Here is a 23,808-nt window from a genome sequence, read left to right as displayed (position 1 = left end):
TCAAAATAAAGGAGCTTCTTTCAGTCGCTCTTTTTTTTGAAGAAAAACACCTTTTCAAAAGGCAAGGATTTTCATTGCTATCTGGGCTAGAATTAGAGAGACTTATTCGTGTTTTGTTCTAATTATGACATAAAAAAAGCAGAACCTTTCGATTCTGCTTTTTTGTCTACTCTTACTTCGTCTGAACGATAATAGGAAGATTGTACGCGGTTCGTACTGCTTTTGATCCTATCAGACCGGGAGCCCATTTTGTTCTCAAAGATTTCAGCACCCGAATTGCTTCTGCTCCCAATCCATAACCAGGATCATTTTTTACTTGAATATCAGTCATGCTTCCGTCTTTTTCGACCACAAAAGAAACGTAAATTCTAATATTTCTCTCCCCGTTTATTTCAGGGCTTTCAAAATTTCTCCCTACGTAGGTGTAGAATTTAGCAATTCCCCCAGGGAACTCAGGAAGTTTGTCTAATACCGCACTGGTCACAACCGTATTCCCGTAATCAGCAATTGCAGGAATAGTATTCGCTGTTCCTGGCGATGCAACAGGATTAGTGCCAGTAATTGCAATTCCATCCTGACTATTACTTATGGGAGTTGTGTTTTCAATGTTTTTCGCAATAGCTACGGTCGCTAGGGAAGACTGTACAATTATCGGATTTTTAAACTGTTGTTTTTCAACGAGCACCGCAGGTTTTTGTTGGATTACCTTCGGGAGAGCGGGTTGTTCAATTTTTTTTACTTGATTGGGAAAAATTTTTGTTACCTGAATTATTTGATCAATAGTATCAGGAATAAGCTCAGGCAGCGCTTTTTCAGGACTTAATAGACCTACAATGGTTGGAATACTTACCAAGGAAGCACATAATAAGATACCCATAAAAAGTGCTGTAAAGGAAGTTTTGGCACTTTCCTGACGCAATTGATATGCCCCGTATTCTTTGTTTTTGTTTTCGAAAACTAGATTAATCCAGCTGGTTTCGTAAAGACTTAGTTTTGACATAATTAATTGGATTTAATGGTTAGGTATCAGTTAAATCATAAGCATGTGCTATTTTAAGTAGTAACGCAAATAACAAGAATTTTAGTATGTGGATTAGAGGTTATTTTTACGAAATAATAAGAAGAATAAAAAAGAATAGGGTAGGAGAACTGTTTTAGCCAATTGAATGCTAATTATCGTTTATCACGAATAATTTCGGCCAATAATTTTTTTGCGCGAAGTAGCTTAATTTTCACGTTGCTTAACGGTTCGTCAATTTTATTGGCAATTTCCTGATAGCTCATTTCTTGGAAATAGCGCAATTGGATTACTTCTTGGTAATGAGGTTTCAGCTCTTTTATATATTGTAAGAGTTGAGAAAGATTTTGTTCTGTTATCAGTTCGTCTTCCTTAGAAGGTGTAGTGTCAGCAATATTATAGGCCTTTCTATCTTCTTGGTCTGTGATTTCAACAAAAAGACTGGATTTTTTTTTGCGTAGTAGATCGATATGAACGTTTTTGGCAATACTAATTAGCCAGGTGTTAAATTGAAATTCAGGATTATAAGTTGCAATTTTATCAAAAGCTTTTGAAAACGTTTCTATAGTGATATCCTCAGCATTGGTCTCGTTTTCGGTACGCTTTAACATGAAGCCATACACTTCATTCCAGTAATAATTCAATAGAAAGGTGAAGGCCGCTTGATCGCCTTGTTTTGCTTTTTCGATTTGATTATTTATTTCCAATGTACTGGTTTTGAGAAAGTATTCATTATAAAGATATTGATTTGTGTGAATATAAGAACTAATTCAACAATAGGAAACCAATATTTCAAATCATTTTCCTTTAATTTACCTGCTGAAAAACCAATTACAATCCAAGCAGACAAATATCTAACAACAATTAAACTCAATACTAAGATCCATTGAAATTGAAAAGATAACAAGATAATAGGGAGTAAAATAAATAATAACTGGGAACAATAGAAAAGTCCTAATTGTAATTTATCTAATGTATTATAATGGTTTGCCGTAGCAACATGTCTTCTTTTTTGAGTAATCCAATCGCTATATTTGGTTTTCGGTTTAGAATACGTGAAACTTTCTGGAGTGTAAGCAATAGCAGTATTTCTAGCTATTGCCGCTTCATTTATAAACAAATCATCATCACCAGATCTCACCTGAATGTGATTAATAAATCCATTTACATTAAAAAACTCTTCTTTTTTATAGGCAAGATTTCTTCCTACTCCCATGTAGGGTTTGCCAATTTTTGCCCAAGAGAAATACTGTATTGCAGTAAGTAAAGTCTCAAAACGAATTAATTTGTTGAGAAAAGAGTTGGCGATTTTTTCGTATCCTCCATATCCTAATACAATCGTTTTTTGCACAGTAAACGGGGAAATCATCGCACTAATCCAATCTTTTGAAGTGGGATAGCAATCTGCATCTGTAAATAATAAATACTCGTTTTTGGCGGCTTTTATTCCTAAGGTTAACGCATATTTTTTATTTCCCCAAAAGGCTTCGTTATTTTGAACTTTTACCAATCTAATATTTGGGTATTGTTTTTCAAAGTCTTCAAAAATATCCAAAGTACCATCACTTGAAGCGTCATCGATCAAGACAATTTCAAAATCGGGATAGTTTTGTTCAACAAGTAGCGGAATAAAATTTGCCACATTTTCCTCTTCGTTTTTGGCGCAAACAATAACAGATACTGAAAGGTGTTTGGGTGTTGTTGTTTGTGCTTTTGCAAAAGAAAATCTACCGAAAACGCCTAAATAATATAAAAGTTGAATAGCAACGACAACAATAAAAAAGTAAAGAATTATTATAAGCATCTGAGTTTTATGAGTTATTAAATCGAGCGCAAAGGTATGAATAGAATTGTGAATTGTAAATGATTAATTATTGAATTTTTAAAAAATTATCGAGGACATTTTTTCATCTCATTTGCGAGCGCAACTGATTGATTGTCTTTGGTTTTTTCTAATTCTGAGATGATATTTTCATGGTTTTTGACATCTCGATTTTGAGACAACTTTTTTGTCGCTTGAATTTCGGTAATTTCAATTTCAAAAGCTACAATTCCACGTGTTTGCATCATGGTTTTTTTGGATAATTCTTCCACTCGAACAGGATTTTTAGAGGCTATTTCATATTTATCCACTAATTTTTTTAGTGATGCTATAACGGCTTCCCCTTCGATGATTTTAATTTTTCCATAGACATGCACTGCAATATAATTCCAGGTAGGTACATTTTCGTGATCGTACCATGAAGAAGAAATATAGGAATGTGGCCCAGAGAAAATGGCCAATATTTCATCGTTCTCAGAGAAAGCTTTCCATTGTGGATTTTCTCTCGATAGATGTCCTTGCAAAATCAGATTTCCTTTTATGTTGGTGTCTAGTTCCAGCGGGATGTGGGTTGCCGTTAACCTGCCTTCCGTTTGATTGATAAGGATACCAAAACTATTTTCCCGTAGAAAAGCATGAATGTCTTCTTGATTTTCGTTTTTGTAAATATCAGGGATGAACATGGGATTTTAGATTAACTTTTTTATAATTGGGTCGCTAAATCGTATTCCTCATTATTGGGATTTATTTTATATTATGTTTACTTCGGCTTCAATATGAATACCAAAAGTAGCAAAGATTGTTTCTTGTATGTTTTTTGAAATAGTTAGGATTTCTTGTCCTGTAGCGTTTCCGTAGTTCACTAAAACCAGCGCTTGATTTTTATGGATTCCTGCGTCTCCAAATCGTTTTCCCTTAAAGCCAGCCTGTTCTATCAACCATCCTGCAGGTACTTTTACTTCGGTTTCTGACACATCATAGTATTTCATTTCTGGAAATTTCTGATGTATTTTTTCGAAATCAATTTTTAAAAGGATTGGATTTTTAAAAAAACTACCGCTGTTTCCCAGTTCTTTTGGGTCTGGTAATTTACTTTGTCGAATCGCTATAACAGCATTGCTTATTTCCTTTAAACTAGGATTAAGAATGTTGTTTTTGGCTAATTCATTTGTAATATCACCATAGGATGTATTGATATTATGGTTTCGTTTTGTTAATTTAAAAACCACTGTTGTAATTATGTATTGGTCTTTTACTTCGTTTTTAAAGATACTTTCGCGGTACCCAAAATGACACTCTTCTTTTGTGAATGTTTTTAAATCTAGATTTGCAACGGTTACCGCTGCGCAAGACACAAAAGTATCTTTGACCTCGGTTCCATATGCACCGATATTTTGTACTGGAGTAGTTCCTACATTACCCGGAATCAGCGACATGTTTTCTAGTCCGCCAAAATTTTGGCCAATAGTCCATAATACGAATTCGTGCCAGTTTTCACCGGCTTGGCTTTCGACCCAAACAAAATCTTCATTTTCACTAATAATTCTTTTCCCTTTTAGGTCAATATGGATTACTAAAGCGTCTATATCTTTGGTTAAAAGCATGTTGCTGCCACCACCAAGGATGAATTTATTCTCGGATCTGTTTTGCTCTAAAATAGTTGTCAATTCGGCGATAGTATGCACGGCCACAAATTGTTTTGCTTTGGCTTCAATGCCAAAAGTATTGTAGTTTTTTAGAGAAAAATTAGTTTGTATTTCCATGAAAGAAAGTGCTTTTTATGAATGATTTCTGGGCTCAAAAGTAAGAATTAAAATTTATTTGCATAGCTTTTCATCCAGATATGCATCATAAATAAAGGCATAATGTAAGGAATCATTCTAATATCTCCTTTTTCTAAATTCTGGATAAGTTGTTTGATGTTTATATTTTCGAAATAAGGCATTCGAAAAAGATCACTTTTCGAAAAAGAGTTTAATTCGTCTTTGAAAGCGGGACTTTTTATTAAATAATTACCCCATGGAGTACTTAATCCTACCTTTTTAAACTTTAGAATTTCTTCGGGTAGGCGGTCTTCCATTGCTTTTTTTAGAATAAATTTCCCTTTTTTTCCGGTAAACATCCATTTATCATCGAGAGATCCTAAACCAATTATTAATCTTTGGTCTAAAAAAGGTTCGCGGCATTCTATTGACGCACCCATGGTGACACGATCATTCCGGTCTAGGAGTGAGCGTAAATAGGTTTGCTGATCAAAATAAAGTGCTTGTCTTCTTAAGTTGTCCGGATACAATGATTTAGCCTCTTTATATATTTCTCTTCTATATTCATTTTTTGGTGTATCATGAATTCCGAAAGTTTTTGAAATATCTCCAGGATAAATATTGGAACCATTATAGAATATCAAATCAGATTTTTTACTGATTTTCGCGTAGCGAATTAATTTTTCATAGCGCGGATTTTTTTCAAAAAGATCCAAATTTCCCATTGTCCCAATTGATTTTAATAGCGCTGGGTATTGTAATGTTTTGTATCTAACATAACCACCCATCAATTCATCAGCACCTTCGCCAGACAGCAAGACTTTTACCAGAGGTTTTGCCAGTTTAGAGATAGCCAATAGATGTGGTTCGCTTAAATGCATTATGGGCTCATCTTGAAGATAAGTGGACTGTATTATATTGTCATAGAGATCTTTACCCTCGAGTTGCATAGTGTGAAAGTCATAACCTAATTTTTCAGCCATCTTTTTAGCCAAGTACGATTCGTTGTGTTCTTCCTCCTTGAAACCAATATTGAAGGTTTGTATGTTTTTATAATTTTGGTGGTTTAAAGAAGCGAGAATTGAGGAAGAGTCGAGGCCTCCACTAAGTAAAACGCCCGCAGGCACGTCACTTACCATTCTTAACCTTACTGAGTCATCAAAAGTTTCTCTAAACCATTCAACCGGATTTTTAATTTCAGGTTGGTTTTGTATTTCCTTTTTTAAATCCCACCATTTTTTAACAGTGATTTTTCCTCCTTCATGAATGGTCATACTATGTCCGGGAAGGACTTTGTTGACGTTTTGATATAAAGTATTTTGCCCAGCTACAAAGCGGTTAAAAATATATTCTTCTAGTCCGTCCTGCGCTATTTTAAGAGGAACTCCAGCTGTAAAAAGGGCTTTTTGTTCAGAGGCAAAATAAAAGGTTTCATTATAAAAAGAATAATATAAGGGTTTAACGCCCATTCTATCGCGCACTAAAATAAGCTTCTTTTTTAATTTATCCCAAATGGCAAATGCAAACATTCCGTTGAGACGAGAAAGCATTTTTAAGCCATAGAGCTCATAAAGCTTCAGTAAGACTTCAGTGTCAGAGCTGGTATTGATATCAAATCCGTTACTTTTTAGTTCAGGATAAAAATCCTTGAAGTTGTAAATTGCACCATTGTACACCATTACATATCTTTCATTATCTGAAAGAAAGGGTTGATGACCAGCCGCTGAAACATCAAGAATTGAAAGTCTTCTATGGCCGAAACCAATATTGTTTTCAATAAAAACGCCGGAATCATCAGGACCGCGATGTTCTAGTGAATCGCGCATCTTTGCCAAGATTCGACTATCCACTTTTTTTTGTGATTGTATATGTAAGATTCCATTAATTCCACACATTGCTAATCTGTTTTAGTAGTGTTGATTAATTCGTGGTATTTGTTGGCAATTATTTTCATGTTAATTTTGTAATCGGCATTTTCTTCTATAAATTTTCGGTTGCTCAAAGCAGATTCTTTTCTATATGCATTGTTCTCAAAAGCCCACAGTATTTCTTCAGCAAGCATATTTGAATCATCTACGGTAATTAACTGTCCGTTTTTGCGATGGGTAATCCAACTTTGATTGCCGGGTATATTGGAAACAATAGGATAACAATTACAGGCCATTGCTTCAAATAATGATGCTGAGACGCCTTCGGTTGTTGGCATGCTGATATAAAAATTAGACTGCTGTAATAATTTTGGTAATTCCGTATTTTGAATTCTTCCTGTAAAAAAAACCTTCTTTTCAATGTTTAATTTTTTCGCTAGGTCTTTTAAGTTAGAAAGCTGTGTCCCGTCGCCTACCACAGTCAGGGCGAAGTCTATTCCTTTTTTGTTTAAAAGGCCAAAAGATCTTAAAATAACATCATGGCGGTATTCAGGGAATAAAGAACGGGTTACAATCGCACTGATTTTTTTAGGATTTGCAGTGTTTTTATTATCAAATTTCACTAAGTCAATCCCTTTGGGTAGCACTAAGACTTTGTTTATATCTACATTGGCTTTAGCCATAGAAATAGTCATGACCGGCCCCCAAGCATGAATTAGAGTTGCTTTTTTGAAGGCGTAATTTTGAATTATTATTTTGAGCGGCAATAAAATAGAATCTTTTGGCCATAAATCAGTTATGCCTTGTTGTGCGATAACTACTGGTTTTATTCCAGATAAAGCAGCAAGAAAGCCGTAGCTCGTTGTTCTTTCGGCAATAACCATGTCTGGTTGCTGCAGCTTTATGATCTTGTTAATTTTAAACCAGGCAAAATTAAATTCGCAAAGCCGTTTTGTTCTGTTGAAAAAAGTATCACTTGGTGTTTTTAACTCCCAACTGATTATTTCAAAATCGCCAAATTCCTTTAGCCCATTGGTCCAAGTTAGAGCATCAGCTCTATAGGATTCACCAAGAAAAAGTATTTTTCTTTTTTTCATCGAAACAAATTAAAATTCGTCAGAGGTCAATGCACGATTAATAAACTCATTCAAAGGTTTTAAAAGGATGAGTTTTTTACTCATTTTCGAAACAAAATCTTTTTGCAAGATTTCTGAAATATCAAATTGCACACTGGTTTCAAAACTTTTTAGTTTTAATAGTTCGATTGCGGGGTGTTCTTTGTCATATCCTCGAGGAGGGTTTTTGAGGGTGCTTTTTTCATTTCGATCAAAATCACCAAACTCCTTTTTGAAGTTTTTTTCGTTCAGAATTACTTCTAAATCATCATGGAAATAGGCAATTTCTTTGCGCACCTTTTTCAAATCATCTGGCATGGGCGCATAGAATCCGCCAGCGATAAAACTGGCTCCTTTTTCGATATGTACATAATAACCAGCACGATTTTGTCCCTTAGTTCCAGATGAAAGCCAAACTCCTAGGTGTGATTTGTAGGGTGATTTATCTTTAGAAAAACGAATGTCTCGATTGATTCTGAAAGTGCAGTTTTTCACTTCAAGTAGTTCTAATGTAGGATCCAATGGTTTCATGATGTCAAGAAAATCAGCAACCAATTGATGATAGTCTTTTTTGAAAATCTCGTATCTTTTTTTATTATCTAAAAACCAATCCCTATTGTTATTTGCTTTTAAATCTTCGAGGAATTGTAGTGAATCTTTTGAAAGCATACGATAGTTATTATACTGGGGTTGTTAAATCTACTTTGTTTATTAAATTGGGACCTTTTCATTTCACTTCTTTGTCTTTGTTACAATAGAGGTGCAGGAAGTTTGTCAATGTTATTTTCTGATGGCTAGGTTTTTTTATCCGGAATTCATGCGAATAATCACAACATTATCAGTTAATTATGGTTGCATCTTTGTGGGGTAAGGATCCGTTTTTTACATCGAATGCACCATTCTGCGTTGAAACAATTAATACTTGTTTATTTGTATTTAGTGATTCATCATATTCCGGGCTTCCTCTACCAATAGTTTAGTCTGTTGATTTGTTAAGACCTTCAGCGCTCCATTTCATAAAGCCACCTTCTAGTTCATATATATTTTTGAAACCTAATTCCTGAAGCTTTTCAGTTGCTTTAGTACTTCTGCCTCCACTTTTGCAATAAACAAAAACCGGTTTTGTCTTGTCAAATTTTCCTGCCTCCACAACAAAACGGTGTCCAAGCCAGTTTACATTTGCAGCATTGTCAATATGCCCTTCTGTAAATTCCTCAGGGGTACGTACATCCAAGATTTGCGGGTTTTGGGTTGTGTTTATTTTTTCAGCAAAATCTTTTGCTTCAATCGTTTGTATGTTTTTGGAGGTTTGTCCGGTACACGATACTATCGCTAATGACACCAATAAGAAGAATATTGAACGAAATTTCATTAGAATTTATTTAGAAATTGAATAAGCAAAATTAAGAAAATAATAAGCATTGTAGATTTTTAAATCATAAAATAAATCACCTATAAGTTAAATATTTTATAGGATTGATGTGTCGATTTTACGATTGCTTCGGTGCGTTCTGGGTGTGTGTCTGAGATGAAAAGTTGTCCAAAAGTGTCGCTATTAACCATTTCTATTATTTTTGCTACACGACTTTCATCTAACTTATCGAAGATATCATCAAACAGTAAAAGGGGTTTTACACCGCTTTGTTTTTTTAGAAATTCAAATTGTGCGAGTTTTAAAGCGATCAAGAACGATTTCTGTTGTCCCTGAGAGCCAAATTTTTTAATAGGATGGCCATCGATTTCAAATGATAAATCGTCTTTGTGTGTGCCCACACTAGTATAATGCAACGCTCTATCTTTATTGATGTTTTCTTGTAAAAGCGTTAGTAAGTTATTTTCGAATAAATGACTTTCATAAACTAGTTGAACTGTTTCTTGCGATCCGGTTATAGCATGGTGATGTGTGTTGAAAATAGGTATGAATTGCGCTATGAATTCTTTTCTTTTTTCGAAAATGTGTTTTCCGTAACCATCAAGTTGTTCGTTATATATAGAAAGAGTGTCGTTTTCAAAAACGCGGTTTAAAGCAAAGTATTTCAGTAAAGCATTGCGTTGGTTTAGTACTTTTTGGTACTGGATTAGTTGTTGTAAGTATTGAGGGTCTAACTGGGAGATGACGCTGTCCATGAATTTTCTTCGTGTTTCGCTGCCTTCAACAATCAAATCTCGGTCTGCTGGGGAGATGATGACCAAGGGAATAAAGCCAATATGGTCTGAAAATTTATCGTACGCTTTGCCATTGCGTTTTAGTACTTTTTTTTGACCTTTCTTTAAACTGCAAACTACTTGTTCGTTTCTTTCATTTTTTATAAACTCGGCATCAATAACAAAAAATTCTTCGCCATGTTTGATGTTTTGGACTGCTAAAGGGTTGAAATAACTTTTGCCATAGGATAAATGATAGATGGCGTCTAGTACGTTTGTTTTTCCGATACCGTTTTTACCTACAAAGCAGATTATTTTCTCGTCAAATTCGAAATTAGCTTCTGAAAAATTCTTGTAATTGAATAATGAAATTTTTTTTAAATACATCTTTAGGGCTTACTGGTATTGAGGAGTTTGTTGTTTTTGAAGGGCTTTTTTAAAGTGGGTGCAAATTATTGAAAAATATTGATATAAAGTCGTTTTGAGCATTTTCTGTGCTAATTATTTTTGCTTAGAAAAGAATTATAGATGCCTGAAAAAAAATATTTTTTTTATTTAAATATAAAATCCTAGTTTTTTTGTGTCGGTTTGAATAAAAATTTTATTTTTGCCGTTCACTAAATTAAAATTAAATGGCTACTTACAGTAAAAGAGGATATAAAGCACCAAAAGAAAAAGAAGTAAATAATTCTGTTGAAGAGGTAATTACTGATGAAAAAGACAGTACAACTGCTGGTGTTTTTTCAACATTGGACAAAACTGCTTCAAAAACGGAAGCTTTTGTTGCTAAAAATCAAAATTTCATTATTGGATTTGTAGGAGCTGTTGCATTAGTAACTATTGGTTATTTAGTGTATCAAAAATTTATTGCTGAGCCAAAACAACTGGAAGCTGCAGATGAAATGTTTGTAGCACAACAAAACTTTCAACAAGCTACAGACGGAATCGCAAGTGATTCATTGTATAAATTATCTTTAAACGGTTCTGAAGGTAAATTTGGTTTTATTAAAATTGCAGATGAGTATTCAGGTACTGATGCTGGAAATTTAGCTAATTATTATGCTGGAATGGCTTACTTGAACACGGGTAAATATGCTGAAGCAATTGATTACTTAGGTAAATTCAAATCAGAAGATGTTATTTTAAGTAGTTTGGCAATTGGTGCAATTGGAGATGCTTATGCAGAAACTAACAAGCCAGAAGATGCGCTTAAAAATTACGTTAAAGCTGCTGGAACAAATAAAAATGACTTTACTACACCACGTTTCTTGTTGAAAGCAGGAAAAACAGCTTTGGCTTTAGGTGAAAAAGAAGATGCATTAAAATATTTTACTGATATTAAAGACAATTATGAAGCGTCTCCAGAGGCTGCATCAGTTGATGTTTTGATTGGTTTAGCGCAATAGTAAAAAAGGATTTAAGATTCTAGTTTAAGACTGCAGTTTTTTGATTTCAAAATTCTATCTTTAACTTATAAAATCTAAAAGTCAATTTTAAAAAAACTATATCACATGGCGACCTTAAATAAAAACTTATCCGTTTATGATAAAAACAGTGTTCCAAAAGCGAAAAATTTTCGTTTTGGAGTCGTTGTTGCTGAATGGAACGAAGCTATAACTGAAGGGTTATACAATGGAGCAGAAGAAGCATTTCTAGAAAACAGTGTTCCAGCGGAGCATATTATTCGATGGAATGTTCCTGGAAGTTTCGAACTTGTTTATGGATGCAAAAAAATGCTGCAAACTCAGAACGTAGATGCTGTAATAGCTATAGGTTGTGTGATCCAAGGAGAAACCAAACATTTTGATTTTGTTTGTGAAGGTGTTGCTCAAGGCATAAAAGATTTGAATGTTCAAACGGATATTCCTGTTATCTTTTGTGTTCTCACAGATAATACCATGCAACAATCAATTGATCGAAGTGGTGGAATTCACGGCAATAAAGGAACAGAAGCTGCAATAGCCGCGATTAAAATGGCCTTTATTCGTCAACAGGCTTCGTTAACGCATCAAAAAGGGAATCAAAATTTGTTGTCAACAGGTCCTTTGAGAATAGAGGAGGGGACGCCTTTAGAACTAAAGGAATAAAGCAATAATATATTATAATAAAACCTATACTGTTTAGTTAATAGTATAGGTTTTTTTGTTTTATTTATCACTGAGTAAACCCTAAAACCCAACATAAATTCATTAAATTTGTGCACTTTGGTTTTAAAAATAAAATCTAAACTTTAAATAAATATTTTTTAATGTCGAGTATCATTCAATTGCTTCCTGATCATGTTGCCAACCAAATTGCTGCTGGAGAAGTCGTACAAAGACCCGCTTCAGTTGTTAAAGAATTACTTGAAAATGCGGTCGATGCAAAGGCAACCGATATTAAATTGATTATAAAAGATGCAGGGAAAGCACTAGTTCAGGTTATTGATAATGGTTTAGGAATGAGCGTTACCGATGCGCGTTTGTGTTTTGAACGTCATGCAACTTCAAAAATACGTAAAGCAGAGGATTTGTTCTCGTTGCATACCAAAGGGTTTCGCGGGGAAGCGTTGGCTTCCATTGCAGCGATTGCGCATGTGGAGATGAAAACAAAACAAGATCAAGAAGAGTTAGGGACACAAATTATTGTCGAAGGCAGTAAGTTTGTCTCTCAAGAAGTAGCTGTGCTGCCAAAAGGGACTTCATTTGCGGTCAAAAACCTGTTTTTCAACATTCCTGCTCGTCGTAATTTTTTAAAGTCGGATACGGTAGAATACCGTCATATTATTGATGAGTTCCAACGTGTCGCTTTGGCACACCCAAATATCTATTTTACTTTTTTTCATAATGGAAGCGAAATGTTCAATTTGCCTCCTTCAAGTATGAGGCAGCGAATAGTTAATGTCTTTTCTGGCAAAACCAATGAGAAACTAGTTCCAGTGCAGGAAGAGACAGAAATCGTGACGATTCAAGGTTTTGTTAGTAAGCCTGAATTTGCCAAAAAAAGTAGAGGAGAACAGTTTTTCTTTGTCAATGATCGATTCATTAAAAGCGGTTATTTGCATCACGCAATAATGGCTGCTTATGATGGTATTTTGAGAGATGGAGCGCAACCCAGTTATTTTCTATATTTAACGGTGCCGCCTAATACGATTGATATCAATATTCATCCAACCAAAACAGAGATTAAGTTTGATGATGAGCATGCGATGTATGCTATTTTAAGAGCTTCAATTAAACATAGTTTAGGTCAGTTTAATGTCGCGCCGGTTTTAGACTTTGACAGAGATTCTAATTTAGATACTCCGTATAGTTATAAAAATTTAGAGGGTGCTACGCCTACGATACAAGTGGACGGTAGCTTCAATCCTTTTTCTGATGATAAAATAAACAAGCATTATTCGGGTTCGAATTATAAAAAACCAGAGCCTACAGCTAGTTGGGAAAGTTTGTACGTAGGATTAAAACAAGAAGGGGAGTTTATTTCTGGGAGTAGTGATTTTTCATTTGAAAGTGAAGAAGTGACAGGGTCGTTATTCAATGAGGAAGAAGTCGAGCAAACCGTTAATAATGCGTACCAAATTCATAAAAAATACATCGTTTCTCCTATAAAATCAGGTATGGTTATTGTGGATCAGCAGCGGGCTCATCAAAGAGTGTTGTACGAGCAATTTTTGACTAATATGACAGTAAATCAGGCATCAAGTCAGCAATTGTTATTTCCTTTGGATTTGTTTTTTTCGGCTACTGAAATGGAGCTTATCCAAGATTTAAAATTGTCTTTGGTGAATACCGGTTTTGTTTTTGAGGAAACTACTACGGATCACGTTGTTATTTCTGGGATTCCAGTAAATGTGACTGAAAGCGAAGTTTCTTTGGTTTTAGAGCAATTATTAAGTGATTTACAAGATGGAATTCCCGACAGTAGTTTTAGTCAAAATGATACGATTGCAAAATCAATGGCCAAAAGTTTAGCTGTAAAAACAGGGACGGCTTTAACAGTAAAAGAACAAGAGAATTTGGTAAACGGTCTTTTTGCCTGTAAAGATCCTAATGTTTCCCCTTTTCAAAAACCAACTTTCATCACAATGCGTGTGGAAGATTTAGATAAAAAATTTGCACTATGAGAAATGTAACCGAAACGGTAAAACAATTAATTATAATTAATGTTCTTTTTTTTATTGGAACTTTAATCGTTGGAGATCCTGCTTACAAAATGTTAGCGATGTTTTTTCCTGAAAATAGTGGTTTTCAAGTATGGCAACCGATCACTCATATGTTTATGCACGGCGGTTTTATGCATATTTTTTTCAATATGTTTGCTTTGTATTCCTTTGGGTCTGCTCTGGAAAGTTTTTGGGGAAGTAAAAAATTCCTATTCTTTTATATTTCTTGTGGTTTAGGTGCGGCATTGCTACATACAGGAATTAATTACTACTATTTTAATGATGCGGTAAATACACTAGTTGCTAATGGTTTTCCAAAGGCTGAGATTCTTCAGCTTTTGAATCAAGGAAAAGTAAATACGCAGTGGCAAGAGCTATTGACCGTTTCGCAATATCAAAATTTCACTAGTGCTTATATGGGAACCGTAGTTGGAGCCTCTGGCGCTATCTATGGTGTAATTGTAGCATTTGCATTTATGTTTCCTAATGCTGAATTAGCTTTGATGTTTATTCCTGTACCTATAAAAGCAAAATATTTTGTTCCTGGTTTAGTTTTAGTAGATTTGTATTTAGGAGTTTCTGGACAATCTATATTTGGCGGTGGTGGTATCGCGCATTTTGCTCACGTGGGTGGTGCGTTATTTGGATTCTTGATTATGTGGTACTGGAAAAAGAATCAGTTTAATGACAATAGATGGAACTAAACCGTTTCTCGTAAAGATCTTATTTCATAAAAATCCTAAATACAAAGAATGAATATTTTAGATGACTTAAAAATGCAGTATAAGTTAGGGGGTGTAGCTCATAGATTGATCTATTGGAATGTTGCCTGCTTTCTTTTTTCGTTGGTCTTTTTCTATGAATTTAAGGTAGGATCATTTTATTTTCCCAATTGGGTCGCTTTGTCTACAGAGCCTTCTGTTTTTGGATTAAAGCCCTGGACATTCTTAACCTATTCGTTTTTTCACGACGGGTTTTGGCATTTGCTTTTTAATATGATGGTTCTGAATTTTTCTAGTTCTCTATTTTTGACTTTTTTCACACAAAAACAATTATTGGGACTCTATATATTAGGCGCTATTTTTGCTGGGATTTCGTTTGTTACTGGTTATTATATTTTAAACTTAAGCGCATCCATTGTTGGTGCATCTGCGGCGATTATGGCTGTTTTAGTAGCAGTTACCACTTATCAGCCCTTAATGAATGTTCGGTTGCTGCTGATCGGGAATATCAAGTTATGGCATATTACAGCGGTGATTTTAATATTGGATCTAATGCAATTTCGTTTGGACAATACAGGTGGGCATATCTCTCATTTAGCGGGTGCATTTTTTGGATTTCTTTTTATCCGATTTTTGCAAAAAGGAACAGATTTGAGCGAAATAGTAACAAGGGTTATTACTTTTTTTACCAATTTGTTTAAAAAATCACCTTCGACGCCCTTTAAAAAAGTGCATAAAAATTACAGTATGCCAGTAGAAAAAAAGCTTTCTAAAATTATTACAAAAGACAAAGCGCAGCAACAAATTGATGAAATCTTAGACAAAATTAGTCAGTCAGGATATGATAGTTTGACTAAAGAGGAGAAAGAATTTTTGTTTAAAGCTGGAAAATAAGAGTTTTATTGCATATTTTAGAAATAAATTAAATAGTTAGCCGTTAGTAATTTGACAATCTAATTAATGGAACAAGTAGAAATATGAAAAAACTTTCCTGGTTCAATAAAGCAATGTATAGTTTGAACATTGTTCTTATTATTGTCACTTTTGTCGCTTATATCCTGCCTTTTTTGGCTCCAAAAATATTTCCGATTTTATCTGTGTTAACACTTTTTATGCCAGTGTTTTTCATTTTAAATGGCCTGTTTTTTTTGTATTGGGGAATGCAGTTTAAAAAACGCATGATTTTGTCTGGCTTGGTACTCCTGATTGGTATTACCTTTATTAATAAATTTTATAAGTTTTCTGCAAAAACGTATCCGCCTGACGAAAAGAATTTCACTATAATGAGTTACAATGTCCGCTTGTTTAATCTATTTAAGTGGCTAGACAAAGCAGATGTACCTGGGGATATCCTCGAGTTTATAAATGATAAGAATCCTGATATTTTATGCATTCAGGAGTTTTCGTCTTCCGCAGTTATTGATCTTAAAGTGTACCGCCATAAATATATTTTAATGGAAGGGGACAAAATAAAAACGGGACAAGCCATTTTTTCTAAATTCCCCATAATAAATCAAGGAAGTATTATATTTCCTAGCTCTAATAATAATGTTATTTATGCTGACATAAAGAAAGGAAAGGATATAATTAGGGTTTATAATATGCACTTGCAATCCATTAAGATTTCGCCTGATGTTAATGAAATATCGGAGAATATAGATGTGATTAATAAGAATAAATCGCAAATGATGCTTTTTAGAATTAGTAAGGCTTTTAAGCAACAACAGCAACAGGCAGAGATTTTTAAGAAGCATGAAAAGGAATGTGAATACCCTATTATCATATGCGGTGATATGAATAATAGTGCGTTTTCTTATGTTTATCGAAATATAAAAGGAACGCTAAAAGATAGTTTTGAAGAAGCGGGTAAAGGATTTGGAGCAACGTATAAGTTCAAGTATTACCCAACTAGAATCGACTATATTTTTGCTGATGAGAAGATGACTGTCAAAAGGTTTGAAAGCTTTCCTGAATTCGAAAACTCCGATCATTATCCCATTATGGCACAGCTGTCATTAGAATAAAAGAATAGTAATTTTTATTTAATTACCAATTTTTGATTTTTCATATAATCTAAGGCAAATTTTCCTTCATTAAAGAGTAAGTCTAGAACGCTTAGGTTATTGATGAACCCATGTTTGTCATCAAATACTTGAATGTATTTTTCAAAAGAAGAAGTGTCTTTTTTTCCATCCGCTAGAGATCTGCGATCTAAAACTAGGTTGGTATCTACTTTCTGTACAAATTCATCAGTGGTCACATAGTCAAACTTTACTCGCATACATTTAGAGATAATTTCTAAGGTCTCAAAGTTTAAATCTAATAAAAACTTATTTTTTTTTTCAAAGAAAGGACGAATGTCGTCTTCAAAAAACTCAAAAAAAGGAGAACTTCTATATGCTGTTTCCAGAGATTTGTAGTGTTGTTTCTGCCAGTCAAAATCATAGTCGATCTGAATGTCTTTAGTGCTTTGATGATTATCTTTTGAGTGTTTAACAGGAATATTCAGTAACTGAATTCCATTAGGACTATAGATATAAGTACGGTTTCTATTAGTTTGTTTTTGGAAATTATCCTCTATTTCAAATATAATACCGTCTGATTGCGATATGGCAACAAAATGGCTTATTGATGGGAAGTAAGTAGGATGGATTAGAAGTTTCATTCGGAGATTTGATTGTTTTGGTTTCAGATTAATCCAATTGATAATCTCTGTATTTGTTGATCTATTTGTGGATTTGATTATTTTTTTTTCAAATAACCAAATCCATAAATAACTCAATTATGCTTTCTTTCTTTTTTTCCAAAAATAATCTCCAGCAAAAAAGATTGCTAAAGCAATTAAGAAATATTGAAAATAGGACTCTGGTTGTCCCTCACCGCTTACGGTTGTGAAAACTCTATCCCATCTTATCTTATTCAATCCTTTTCCATTAGTATCCCAGCTCATCCAAATGAATACTGGTTTTCCAACAATGTGATTTTCTGGCACAAATCCCCAGTAACGGCTATCTTCAGAATTATGACGGTTATCACCCATCATCCAATAGTAATTTTGTTTGAAAGTGTAATTTTTAACGATTTCACCATTTAGTCTAATTTCGCTTCCTGTGACTTTAAGGTCGTTTTTATCTCCGTTATCATTTAATTCATAGTCGGTGATAATTCTTTTGTAAAACGGCAATGTTTCTGTGCTAAGTACTACTGTTTTTCCTTTTTGAGGAATATATAGCGGGCCAAAATTATCGCGATTCCACTTATTGATATGCGGGAATATGCCGTCTTCTGTTCCTTTAAAGATTTCCTGCGTCACAGCTGTTATTCCAGGGACATTTCGCAGTCTTGCAGCTCCTGCAGCAGTTAATGCTCTGAAAAGTAAGGTGTCTTTTGACACACCTTTATATCCAATACCGTCAGTTATGTCCATGTCTTTTAATAGGTATTCAAAATCAATAGGTGTTTTACCATCTAAGGCGACTGAATAAGAAAACTGAGGCTTAGCTCTTTCTGGCAATTGCAGTACTTTTCCATCGATATAAACGATGCCGTTTTTTATTGACAGACTATCTCCAGGAACGCCTACACATCTTTTTACATAATTCGATTTTTTGTCGATTGGCTTGATTACGCCGGGGGTTCCTTTTGCTTCAAAAAAGTAATGTACGGTATCTACAGGCCAATTAAAAACCACAATATCTGTGCGTTTTATATCTTCTATTCCAGGTAATCTTAAGTAAGGGATTTGCGGCCAGTTCAGGTATGATTTAGTTTTGACAATTGGAATTGAATCATGAACCATTGGAAACGCAACAGCCGTCATAGGGACTCTAGCACCATAATTCACTTTGCTCACAAACAGAAAATCTCCAACCAATAATGATTTTTCCAAAGATGATGTTGGAATAGTATATGGTTGCACAAAATAAGTGTGAACTAAGGTAGCTACAATAATGGCAAACAATAGGGAACTTACGGTATCTGCCGTTTTATTTTGAGGATGGATACTTCGGTCAACAACGTAATCTAATTTTTGGGTGTAATTGACGTAATAGATATATAAACCAAATGTAATTATTCCTAAAAAACTGTCTAAGCTCGTTTTTTTTCCAAAACTCCTCAATGTTTCGATCCAGATTACAGGAAACATAATCAAGTTTATAATTGGAATAAATAGCAACAGGGTCCACCAAGATGGGCGACCAATGATTTTCATCAATACAATAGCATTGTAAACTGGAATTGCTGCTTCCCAACGTTTTCTACCGGCGGCTTCATATAATTTCCAAGTTCCTAAAAAGTGTACTATTTGTACAAGTAGGAAAAACACAAACCATTGATATATAGACATAGCTTAATTTTTTAGTTTTATAGAACGGGAAGTGTAATAACAGTTCCCTAAAAGGTTATTTGATTTATTTTAATTCTAAAACGTCTTTCATTGTAAAAACACCTTGTTTACCTACAATCCATTCGGCTGCAATTACGGCACCAAGAGCAAATCCTTCACGATTGTGTGCGGTATGCTTTATCTCGATACTGTCAACTGCTGAATTGTACGTTACTGTATGTGTTCCAGGAACGGTACCTATTCTTTTTGCTTCAATATGAATTTGATTTGCTGCGGGGATTTCTAATGTCCAATTCGTGTAATGACTGTTTTCAATTACTCCTTTGGCTAGTGAGATTGCAGTGCCGCTTGGTGCATCTAGTTTTTGAGTATGGTGGATTTCCTCCATGTCAATGGTATAACTATCTAGCGTTGCCATCATTTTAGCCAGGTATTCGTTGATTTCGAAAAATATATTAACGCCTAAACTAAAATTGGAGCTGGAAATGAAAGCGCCATTTTTTGCTGTGCAAAGCGCTACCATTTCATCATAATGTTCCAGCCAACCTGTTGTTCCTGAAACTACAGGCACATTAGCATGAAAACAATTGGAAATATTAGGTACTGCCGCAGTAGGGACACTAAAGTCGATGGCAACATTAGCAGCTGAAAGTCCATCATAGGTATTGTTCTCATCTTTTTTCAAAACAATTTCATGCCCCCTTTCAAGTGCAATTCTTTCGATTACCTGACCCATTTTTCCGTATCCTAAAAGCGCAATTTTCATTTGGTATGTATTTATAAATTTAAAAATCAGATGCTAAACGAGTAGTCTTATTTAAGATCTAAAAATTATAATTAAGTGTTAGACCTACATTTGTCTTTAATGTTACATCATTAGGATAAATTACTGGTCGAACTGATAAGTTTTCATCAACATTAAACTGCAGTAAGGCAGCATCTACATTAGCGTCGATAATATTTAATGCATAAAATGCGACAACAAACAAGGCAGATAAATCTCGGTTTCTTTGGTAGAATTTTTGTCCGGCAATTAATCGGGAGTTATCAAGGTACGAGTAATTGTCATCACTATAGCCTTCAATTCTACGCTTGTAAGCATCTCTGTATTGATGGTATTTTTTATTATTGTCTAAGTAGAAATAAAGACTAGTTCCAATAGCACCGTAAACAAGAGGAATTTTCCAATACTTTTTATTGTATGCTTGTCCCAAACCAGGTAAAAGAGCAGAATAGAATGCCGCTTTTGCAGGGGTAAGCGGATCTATTTCATTTGTCTTTACCGTGTCTTTAGCCACAAGAGTAGCTTCTTTTTTTACTTGAGCAAAAAGAGTGGTGTGTCCTATAATAAAAAAGAACAATCCTATGTAAAGAGCTTTATGCACTATTCTTTTATTAATTCTAAAATTCTATTGAAGTCTTCCTCTGATTGAAATGGAATTGTGATTTTTCCTTTTCCGTTTCCAGCTACTTTTACATCTACAATGGTTCCGAAATAATTAGTAAAAACCTTTTTCTGAATTTCTTCGATTTCAAATCCTAATGATGATTTTGCTTTTGCTGCTGGTTTTGGTTTGAGACTTTCCTGATAGTTTTTTACCAAAGCTTCCGTATCACGAACAGAAAGGTTTTGACTAACTATTTTTTGATAGATATCAGTTTGAATGTCTAAATCCTCGATGTTGATAATAGCGCGTCCATGCCCCATGCTGATAAAACCATCACGAATTCCTGTTTGGATAATCGGATCCAGTTTTAAAAGACGCAAATAATTGGCAATAGTAGAGCGTTTTTTTCCTACTCGCTCACTCATCTGTTCCTGTGTCAATTGGATTTCATCAATTAATCTTTGATACGATAATGCAATTTCTATAGGATCTAAATCATGACGTTGAATGTTTTCGACCAGAGCCATGGTCAAAGATTCATTGTCATTTGCAATACGTATGTAGGCTGGAACAGTTGTTAATCCTATTAGAGTGGAAGCTCTTAAACGGCGTTCCCCTGAAATCAACTGATATTTATTGAATTCTAATTTTCTAACGGTAATAGGTTGGATAACTCCCAACTCTTTTATAGAAGTGGCAAGTTCTCTTAATGATTCTTCATTAAAATTACTTCGAGGTTGAAAAGGATTTATTTCAATAGCCTCTATTTCAAGCTCAATAATATTACCAACGACTTTGTCGGCATTTCTATCGTTTACTGATTTGATGTCGTTATCAGGATCTTTTAATAGTGCGGATAATCCTCTGCCTAGGGCTTGTTTCTTTATTGCTTTTGCCATAAAACTATTTGCTGTTTTTCTTTATAATTTCCTGAGCTAAATTTAAATAATTTGTAGCTCCTTTGCTGGTTGCATCATAGTTGATGATGCTTTCGCCAAAACTAGGCGCTTCGCTCAACTTTACATTTCTTTGAATAATAGTATCAAAAACCATATCGTTAAAATGCTTTTGCACTTCTTCTACAACTTGATTTGATAGTCTCAAGCGGGAGTCAAACATAGTTAATAGTAATCCTTCTATATCTAGATCTGGATTGTGAATTTTTTGAATGCTTTTTATCGTATTTAGTAATTTCCCCAAACCTTCTAGTGCAAAATACTCACATTGAATAGGAATTATTACTGAATCTGCTGCTGTCAATGCATTCAAGGTAAGTAGTCCAAGTGAAGGTGCGCAATCTATGATTATATAATCATAGTCATCTTTTACACTTTCTAGGGCTTTTTTAAGCATATATTCTCTATTTTCCTTGTCTACCAATTCGATTTCGATAGCAACAAGGTCAATATGTGATGGAATTACATCTACATTTGGTGCTGAGCATTTTATGACAGCCTCTCTGGGTGTATTGCTATGTTCCAGAATTTGGTATGTCCCAATTTCAACTTCGTCTACGTTGATTCCTAATCCAGAACTGGCATTGGCCTGTGGATCAGCATCTATAAGTAAGACTTTCTTTTCTAAAACACCTAAGGAAGCGGCAAGATTTACTGATGTTGTAGTCTTTCCAACTCCTCCTTTTTGATTAGCAATCGCAATGATTTTGCCCATTTATTTTATAATTTTTGAACGGTAAAAATACAATTTATTATGGTTTCTAAAAATCTATTTTGTTAAAGATTAATTAGGACTGTATTGCTTTTTAGTAAGGAGTTCACTTTATTGGTCTCAAATTATAGTTAAAACTATGTGCTTTAGTGCATCTTGCTTTAGCTTCTAAAAATGTTTGTCGCCACGAATCTCACAAATTAGCACGAATTAATAAGTATTAGGTTTGTGAAATTCGTAACGAAATTTTAACCGTGCAGACTTTCGATCTGTCAAACCAAATCTGTGGACTTTCATTCCGTAGTGGTTTAGTTTAGATTAGTTTTAGAAATTTAGAGGTTACTGCCGCTGCCTAGTATATTGCCGTATTCTAAGGTTTAAATACTAAAATCACCATTGTTTTGTGCTAATAATACTAAAGAAGTTCTTTCTTATATCGAAGTTAATAGCCAGATTGATAGGACAGTGGCTTTAGTTTTAAACCAAGCAGGTGATGGTGCAGATTTAAATAGTAAAAAACGAATTTTTTATAGAAAATACATTAACAAAATTTTTAAATAAATATTTTTTAGATCTTATTTTTTAAAAGTAGTGTTTAAACAAAAAATAGTTTTATATTTGCACCCGCTTACGGGGTGTAGCGTAGCTCGGTTATCGCGCCTGCTTTGGGAGCAGGAGGCCGCAGGTTCGAATCCTGCCACCCCGACGAAAAAACCTTCTTGTAAATCAAGAGGGTTTTTTTATGTCTAAGAATTAGACAAAGATGTTGTGCTTAAAATGAATAGTTCCTAATGGATCAAGTTTGAAAGTTGGGGACTAAGGAGTAAGTCGATAATCTGTGGAGCAATAAAAATCAGGTTTAAGTCGAAAATGTTTTTATTTTTCTCTGTTCAAGGTGATTTGTTTCGACTAACAGATAATTTGGGCGTTTCCCATTATAAAAAAAGAGGCTATACCTATATATAAAGGAGTAGCCTCTTTTTTTTTAGGAGCTATTTCCCGCTATTCGTTACAATCTACTGAGCCAATCCCGATGTTTCGGGACTGGCTCAGTAGGATTTCCACTGCTATCGGGGCTAGGGCAATTGTTTTTAGCAGGGTTATTTCGAGATTATCGATAAAGTCTCTAAAAATACAATACCTAGTTATATAGTAGTAAATAAACCAAAAGCACTAAATGATATGGGAATAATGAGTGGTTTAGCTGTACGGTATTACTATGGATTCAATAAAAAGAGCTGTATTTACATAGAAATAATGCAAACCACGTCCGAAAAGGCTCTTTGTCCTTTGGAGAGGGTTGGGGAGAGGAAAAAACTTTCGTCTTCAAAAAGCGTATTTCCAGCGAGTTAAACCCAAGGTTAAGAAAGCGTCAAAAAATAGTCAATTAAAAGTATTGTTTAACGGTATAAAGTTGCTACTTTTGCACCCGCAACAACGAATAAGTTCTTAATATCCTGGTAAGCCAACGAAATAATAGAGAAAATTTATTTTCTAAAAATTTCAAAAAAAGCTTGTGAGAATTAAAAGAGTTTATTACTTTTGCACCCGCTTCGAGAAACACGAAAAGTGAATATCGAGACGAATAAAAAGAGAAGAACACGTTCCTAGACATATTGAATTGACAGCCGTCTCGTCCACAAGACGAGACAAAAGAATAAAGAGTAATAGAATTGAAAGATTTGAAAAAACCACTAGACCTTCAGTCAAACATAAATAGAATCAAAGAGATTTGATTCGCATAATATACGATGAAGAGTTTGATCCTGGCTCAGGATGAACGCTAGCGGCAGGCTTAACACATGCA

The 23,808-nt window shown here is 34.3% G+C and carries 22 protein-coding genes and 1 tRNA gene; 7 read left to right on the top strand and 16 right to left on the bottom strand.

What is annotated here, in order from left to right:
- Positions 1–172 precede the first annotated feature (172 nt).
- The 10 genes from AC4PRO_RS12065 to recF form a co-directional block, all read right to left on the bottom strand.
- On the bottom strand, positions 173–1,000 hold the full coding sequence (locus AC4PRO_RS12065; RefSeq protein WP_492117513.1) for an energy transducer TonB: 828 nt from the start codon (positions 998–1,000) through the stop codon (positions 173–175).
- A gap of 173 nt (positions 1,001–1,173) precedes the next feature.
- Complete coding sequence (locus AC4PRO_RS12060) at positions 1,174–1,725, bottom strand: RNA polymerase sigma factor (protein WP_074724407.1); 552 nt, start codon at positions 1,723–1,725, stop codon at positions 1,174–1,176.
- Positions 1,716–2,822, bottom strand: a complete 1,107-nt coding sequence (locus tag AC4PRO_RS12055) for a glycosyltransferase (RefSeq protein ID WP_492117512.1) — start codon at positions 2,820–2,822, stop codon at positions 1,716–1,718. Before AC4PRO_RS12055 ends, AC4PRO_RS12060 begins: the two co-directional genes overlap by 10 nt.
- 86 nt (positions 2,823–2,908) lie before the next feature.
- On the bottom strand, positions 2,909–3,523 hold the full coding sequence (locus tag AC4PRO_RS12050) for an FMN-binding negative transcriptional regulator (RefSeq protein WP_492117511.1): 615 nt from the start codon (positions 3,521–3,523) through the stop codon (positions 2,909–2,911).
- A 66-nt stretch (positions 3,524–3,589) separates the two neighbouring features.
- Entirely contained in the window at positions 3,590–4,603 is a 1,014-nt protein-coding gene (gene murB / locus AC4PRO_RS12045; RefSeq protein WP_492117510.1) for a UDP-N-acetylmuramate dehydrogenase, read from the bottom strand.
- Between the two features lie 47 nt (positions 4,604–4,650).
- Positions 4,651–6,498 (bottom strand): asparagine synthase (glutamine-hydrolyzing), encoded by a 1,848-nt coding sequence (asnB, locus tag AC4PRO_RS12040; RefSeq protein ID WP_492117509.1) that lies wholly within the window; start codon positions 6,496–6,498, stop codon positions 4,651–4,653.
- A 2-nt stretch (positions 6,499–6,500) separates the two neighbouring features.
- Positions 6,501–7,568: a glycosyltransferase gene (locus AC4PRO_RS12035; RefSeq protein ID WP_492117508.1), complete on the bottom strand. Its 1,068-nt coding sequence runs from the start codon at positions 7,566–7,568 to the stop codon at positions 6,501–6,503.
- A gap of 9 nt (positions 7,569–7,577) precedes the next feature.
- Positions 7,578–8,255 carry a DUF2461 domain-containing protein gene (locus AC4PRO_RS12030; protein ID WP_074724412.1) on the bottom strand — a complete coding sequence of 226 codons (678 nt, stop codon included), beginning with the start codon at positions 8,253–8,255 and terminating at the stop codon, positions 7,578–7,580.
- A gap of 307 nt (positions 8,256–8,562) precedes the next feature.
- The gene (locus AC4PRO_RS12025) at positions 8,563–8,958 is read right to left on the bottom strand and encodes a rhodanese-like domain-containing protein (protein WP_492117507.1); all 396 of its coding nucleotides are present in this window, start codon (positions 8,956–8,958) and stop codon (positions 8,563–8,565) included.
- A gap of 80 nt (positions 8,959–9,038) precedes the next feature.
- Complete coding sequence (gene recF / locus AC4PRO_RS12020; protein WP_074724414.1) at positions 9,039–10,118, bottom strand: DNA replication/repair protein RecF; 1,080 nt, start codon at positions 10,116–10,118, stop codon at positions 9,039–9,041.
- 245 nt (positions 10,119–10,363) lie between these two features.
- On the opposite strand from recF, the gene AC4PRO_RS12015 reads away from it, so the two are divergent.
- From AC4PRO_RS12015 to AC4PRO_RS11990, 6 genes are all read left to right on the top strand, one after another.
- A complete protein-coding gene (locus AC4PRO_RS12015; protein WP_492117506.1) occupies positions 10,364–11,137 on the top strand; it encodes a tetratricopeptide repeat protein in 774 nt (257 codons plus the stop codon).
- A gap of 105 nt (positions 11,138–11,242) precedes the next feature.
- On the top strand, positions 11,243–11,818 hold the full coding sequence (gene ribH, locus AC4PRO_RS12010) for a 6,7-dimethyl-8-ribityllumazine synthase (protein ID WP_492117505.1): 576 nt from the start codon (positions 11,243–11,245) through the stop codon (positions 11,816–11,818).
- 161 nt (positions 11,819–11,979) lie between these two features.
- Positions 11,980–13,836, top strand: a complete 1,857-nt coding sequence (gene mutL, locus AC4PRO_RS12005; protein WP_492117504.1) for a DNA mismatch repair endonuclease MutL — start codon at positions 11,980–11,982, stop codon at positions 13,834–13,836.
- Positions 13,833–14,579 (top strand): rhomboid family intramembrane serine protease, encoded by a 747-nt coding sequence (locus AC4PRO_RS12000; RefSeq protein WP_074724418.1) that lies wholly within the window; start codon positions 13,833–13,835, stop codon positions 14,577–14,579. The genes mutL and AC4PRO_RS12000 overlap by 4 nt, the downstream gene beginning before the upstream one ends.
- A 48-nt stretch (positions 14,580–14,627) precedes the next feature.
- Positions 14,628–15,491, top strand: coding sequence for a rhomboid family intramembrane serine protease (locus tag AC4PRO_RS11995; protein WP_492117503.1), 864 nt, complete (start codon positions 14,628–14,630; stop codon positions 15,489–15,491).
- Positions 15,492–15,574: 83 nt separating this feature from the next.
- Positions 15,575–16,621, top strand: a complete 1,047-nt coding sequence (locus tag AC4PRO_RS11990; protein WP_074724420.1) for an endonuclease/exonuclease/phosphatase family protein — start codon at positions 15,575–15,577, stop codon at positions 16,619–16,621.
- Positions 16,622–16,635: 14 nt separating this feature from the next.
- Here AC4PRO_RS11990 and AC4PRO_RS11985 read toward each other — a convergent pair whose 3' ends face one another.
- From AC4PRO_RS11985 to AC4PRO_RS11960, 6 genes are all read right to left on the bottom strand, one after another.
- Positions 16,636–17,262, bottom strand: a complete 627-nt coding sequence (locus AC4PRO_RS11985) for a WbqC family protein (protein ID WP_492117502.1) — start codon at positions 17,260–17,262, stop codon at positions 16,636–16,638.
- A 117-nt stretch (positions 17,263–17,379) separates the two neighbouring features.
- Positions 17,380–18,945, bottom strand: a complete 1,566-nt coding sequence (gene lepB, locus AC4PRO_RS11980) for a signal peptidase I (protein ID WP_492117501.1) — start codon at positions 18,943–18,945, stop codon at positions 17,380–17,382.
- 64 nt (positions 18,946–19,009) lie between these two features.
- Positions 19,010–19,711, bottom strand: a complete 702-nt coding sequence (gene dapB, locus AC4PRO_RS11975) for a 4-hydroxy-tetrahydrodipicolinate reductase (RefSeq protein ID WP_492117500.1) — start codon at positions 19,709–19,711, stop codon at positions 19,010–19,012.
- Between the two features lie 58 nt (positions 19,712–19,769).
- Complete coding sequence (locus tag AC4PRO_RS11970) at positions 19,770–20,330, bottom strand: DUF5683 domain-containing protein (protein WP_492117499.1); 561 nt, start codon at positions 20,328–20,330, stop codon at positions 19,770–19,772.
- Positions 20,330–21,232 (bottom strand): ParB/RepB/Spo0J family partition protein, encoded by a 903-nt coding sequence (locus tag AC4PRO_RS11965; protein WP_074724424.1) that lies wholly within the window; start codon positions 21,230–21,232, stop codon positions 20,330–20,332. The genes AC4PRO_RS11970 and AC4PRO_RS11965 overlap by 1 nt, the downstream gene beginning before the upstream one ends.
- A 4-nt stretch (positions 21,233–21,236) precedes the next feature.
- Positions 21,237–22,004 (bottom strand): ParA family protein, encoded by a 768-nt coding sequence (locus tag AC4PRO_RS11960; RefSeq protein ID WP_074724425.1) that lies wholly within the window; start codon positions 22,002–22,004, stop codon positions 21,237–21,239.
- Between the two features lie 628 nt (positions 22,005–22,632).
- Between AC4PRO_RS11960 and AC4PRO_RS11955 the strand changes: the two genes are divergently transcribed.
- A tRNA-Pro gene (locus AC4PRO_RS11955) sits at positions 22,633–22,707 on the top strand.
- Positions 22,708–23,808 lie beyond the last annotated feature (1,101 nt).

The organism is Flavobacterium sp. DW-iso2, assembly GCF_058725285.1.
This window is presented reverse-complemented; position numbering and strand designations above follow the sequence as displayed.

Coding starts and splice junctions, on each gene's coding strand:
- AC4PRO_RS12065 (WP_492117513.1), bottom strand. CDS start 1,000: ATGTCAAAACTAAGTCTTTACGAAACCAGCTGGATTAATCTAGTTTTC.
- AC4PRO_RS12055 (WP_492117512.1), bottom strand. CDS start 2,822: ATGCTTATAATAATTCTTTACTTTTTTATTGTTGTCGTTGCTATTCAA.
- AC4PRO_RS12050 (WP_492117511.1), bottom strand. CDS start 3,523: ATGTTCATCCCTGATATTTACAAAAACGAAAATCAAGAAGACATTCAT.
- murB (WP_492117510.1), bottom strand. CDS start 4,603: ATGGAAATACAAACTAATTTTTCTCTAAAAAACTACAATACTTTTGGC.
- asnB (WP_492117509.1), bottom strand. CDS start 6,498: ATGTGTGGAATTAATGGAATCTTACATATACAATCACAAAAAAAAGTG.
- AC4PRO_RS12035 (WP_492117508.1), bottom strand. CDS start 7,568: ATGAAAAAAAGAAAAATACTTTTTCTTGGTGAATCCTATAGAGCTGAT.
- AC4PRO_RS12030 (WP_074724412.1), bottom strand. CDS start 8,255: ATGCTTTCAAAAGATTCACTACAATTCCTCGAAGATTTAAAAGCAAAT.
- AC4PRO_RS12025 (WP_492117507.1), bottom strand. CDS start 8,958: ATGAAATTTCGTTCAATATTCTTCTTATTGGTGTCATTAGCGATAGTA.
- recF (WP_074724414.1), bottom strand. CDS start 10,118: ATGTATTTAAAAAAAATTTCATTATTCAATTACAAGAATTTTTCAGAA.
- AC4PRO_RS12015 (WP_492117506.1), top strand. CDS start 10,364: ATGGCTACTTACAGTAAAAGAGGATATAAAGCACCAAAAGAAAAAGAA.
- ribH (WP_492117505.1), top strand. CDS start 11,243: ATGGCGACCTTAAATAAAAACTTATCCGTTTATGATAAAAACAGTGTT.
- mutL (WP_492117504.1), top strand. CDS start 11,980: ATGTCGAGTATCATTCAATTGCTTCCTGATCATGTTGCCAACCAAATT.
- AC4PRO_RS12000 (WP_074724418.1), top strand. CDS start 13,833: ATGAGAAATGTAACCGAAACGGTAAAACAATTAATTATAATTAATGTT.
- AC4PRO_RS11995 (WP_492117503.1), top strand. CDS start 14,628: ATGAATATTTTAGATGACTTAAAAATGCAGTATAAGTTAGGGGGTGTA.
- AC4PRO_RS11990 (WP_074724420.1), top strand. CDS start 15,575: ATGAAAAAACTTTCCTGGTTCAATAAAGCAATGTATAGTTTGAACATT.
- AC4PRO_RS11985 (WP_492117502.1), bottom strand. CDS start 17,262: ATGAAACTTCTAATCCATCCTACTTACTTCCCATCAATAAGCCATTTT.
- lepB (WP_492117501.1), bottom strand. CDS start 18,945: ATGTCTATATATCAATGGTTTGTGTTTTTCCTACTTGTACAAATAGTA.
- dapB (WP_492117500.1), bottom strand. CDS start 19,711: ATGAAAATTGCGCTTTTAGGATACGGAAAAATGGGTCAGGTAATCGAA.
- AC4PRO_RS11965 (WP_074724424.1), bottom strand. CDS start 21,232: ATGGCAAAAGCAATAAAGAAACAAGCCCTAGGCAGAGGATTATCCGCA.
- AC4PRO_RS11960 (WP_074724425.1), bottom strand. CDS start 22,004: ATGGGCAAAATCATTGCGATTGCTAATCAAAAAGGAGGAGTTGGAAAG.